This is a genomic window from Lelliottia sp. 7254-16 (assembly GCF_002922995.1).
GTDB classification, from domain to species: domain Bacteria; phylum Pseudomonadota; class Gammaproteobacteria; order Enterobacterales; family Enterobacteriaceae; genus Enterobacter; species Enterobacter jeotgali.
Genome location: NZ_PQVS01000033.1, coordinates 1 through 933, shown reverse-complemented (window position 1 = coordinate 933; position 933 = coordinate 1). Strand labels below are relative to the sequence as shown.

Annotated in this window: 1 protein-coding gene; it reads left to right on the top strand. The window is 62.4% G+C overall.

Annotated elements, in window-relative coordinates:
* The coding region (locus C3708_RS23490) for an IS481 family transposase (RefSeq protein WP_233210448.1) at positions 1 to 933 on the top strand (933 nt) is incomplete at both ends.

Sequence of the window (933 nt, the reverse complement as noted above, 5' to 3'; positions counted from 1 at the left end):
TGGAGTCGCTTATGCCCTGGGATGCGAGAGATACCATGTCATTACGTACCGAGTTTGTTCTGTTCGCCTCGCAAGACGGGGCGAACATCCGTTCTCTTTGCCGTCACTACGGCATTTCGCCCGCTACTGGCTACAAGTGGCTCGCCCGCTGGTCTGAACACGGCGCTGCCGGCCTGGCTGACCGCTCCCGCGTGCCTCATCATTCTCCGAACCGCTCATCTGACGCCATCACTGACCTGCTGCGCCTGGCGCATGCCCGTCATGAACGCTGGGGCGCGCGCAAGATTAAGCGCTGGCTCGAAGACCAGGGACACAGGATGCCCGCTTTCAGCACTGTCCATAACCTGATGGCCCGTCACGGCCTGCTGCCGGGCACGACACCGGGCATTCCGGCCACCGGCAGCTTTGAGCATGACGCCCCCAACCGCCTCTGGCAGATGGATTTTAAGGGTCACTTTCCCTTTGGGGGCGGCCGCTGCCATCCACTGACCCTGCTCGACGACCACTCCCGTTTTTCCCTCTGTCTGGCGCACTGCGACGATGAGCGGCGGGAGACCGTGCAGTCACAGCTGATTAACGTGTTCAGGCACTACGGGTTGCCGGAGCGGATGACGATGGATAACGGGGCACCGTGGGGCGACACCACCGGAGTCTGGACGGCACTGGAGTTGTGGCTGATGCGCCAGGGTATCCGGGTGGGCCACTCCCGGCCTTATCACCCGCAGACGCAGGGCAAGCTGGAGCGTTTTCACCGCAGCCTGAAGGCAGAAGTTCTGCAGGGGAAGTGGTTCGCGGACAGGGGTGAGCTGCAGCGTGCCTTTGACCACTGGCGCAACGTCTATAACCTTGAACGGCCGCACACCTCGCTGGATATGGCAGTGCCCGCTTCGCGGTATCAGCCATCAGCGCGGCAGTACAACAGTCACGCTGAAC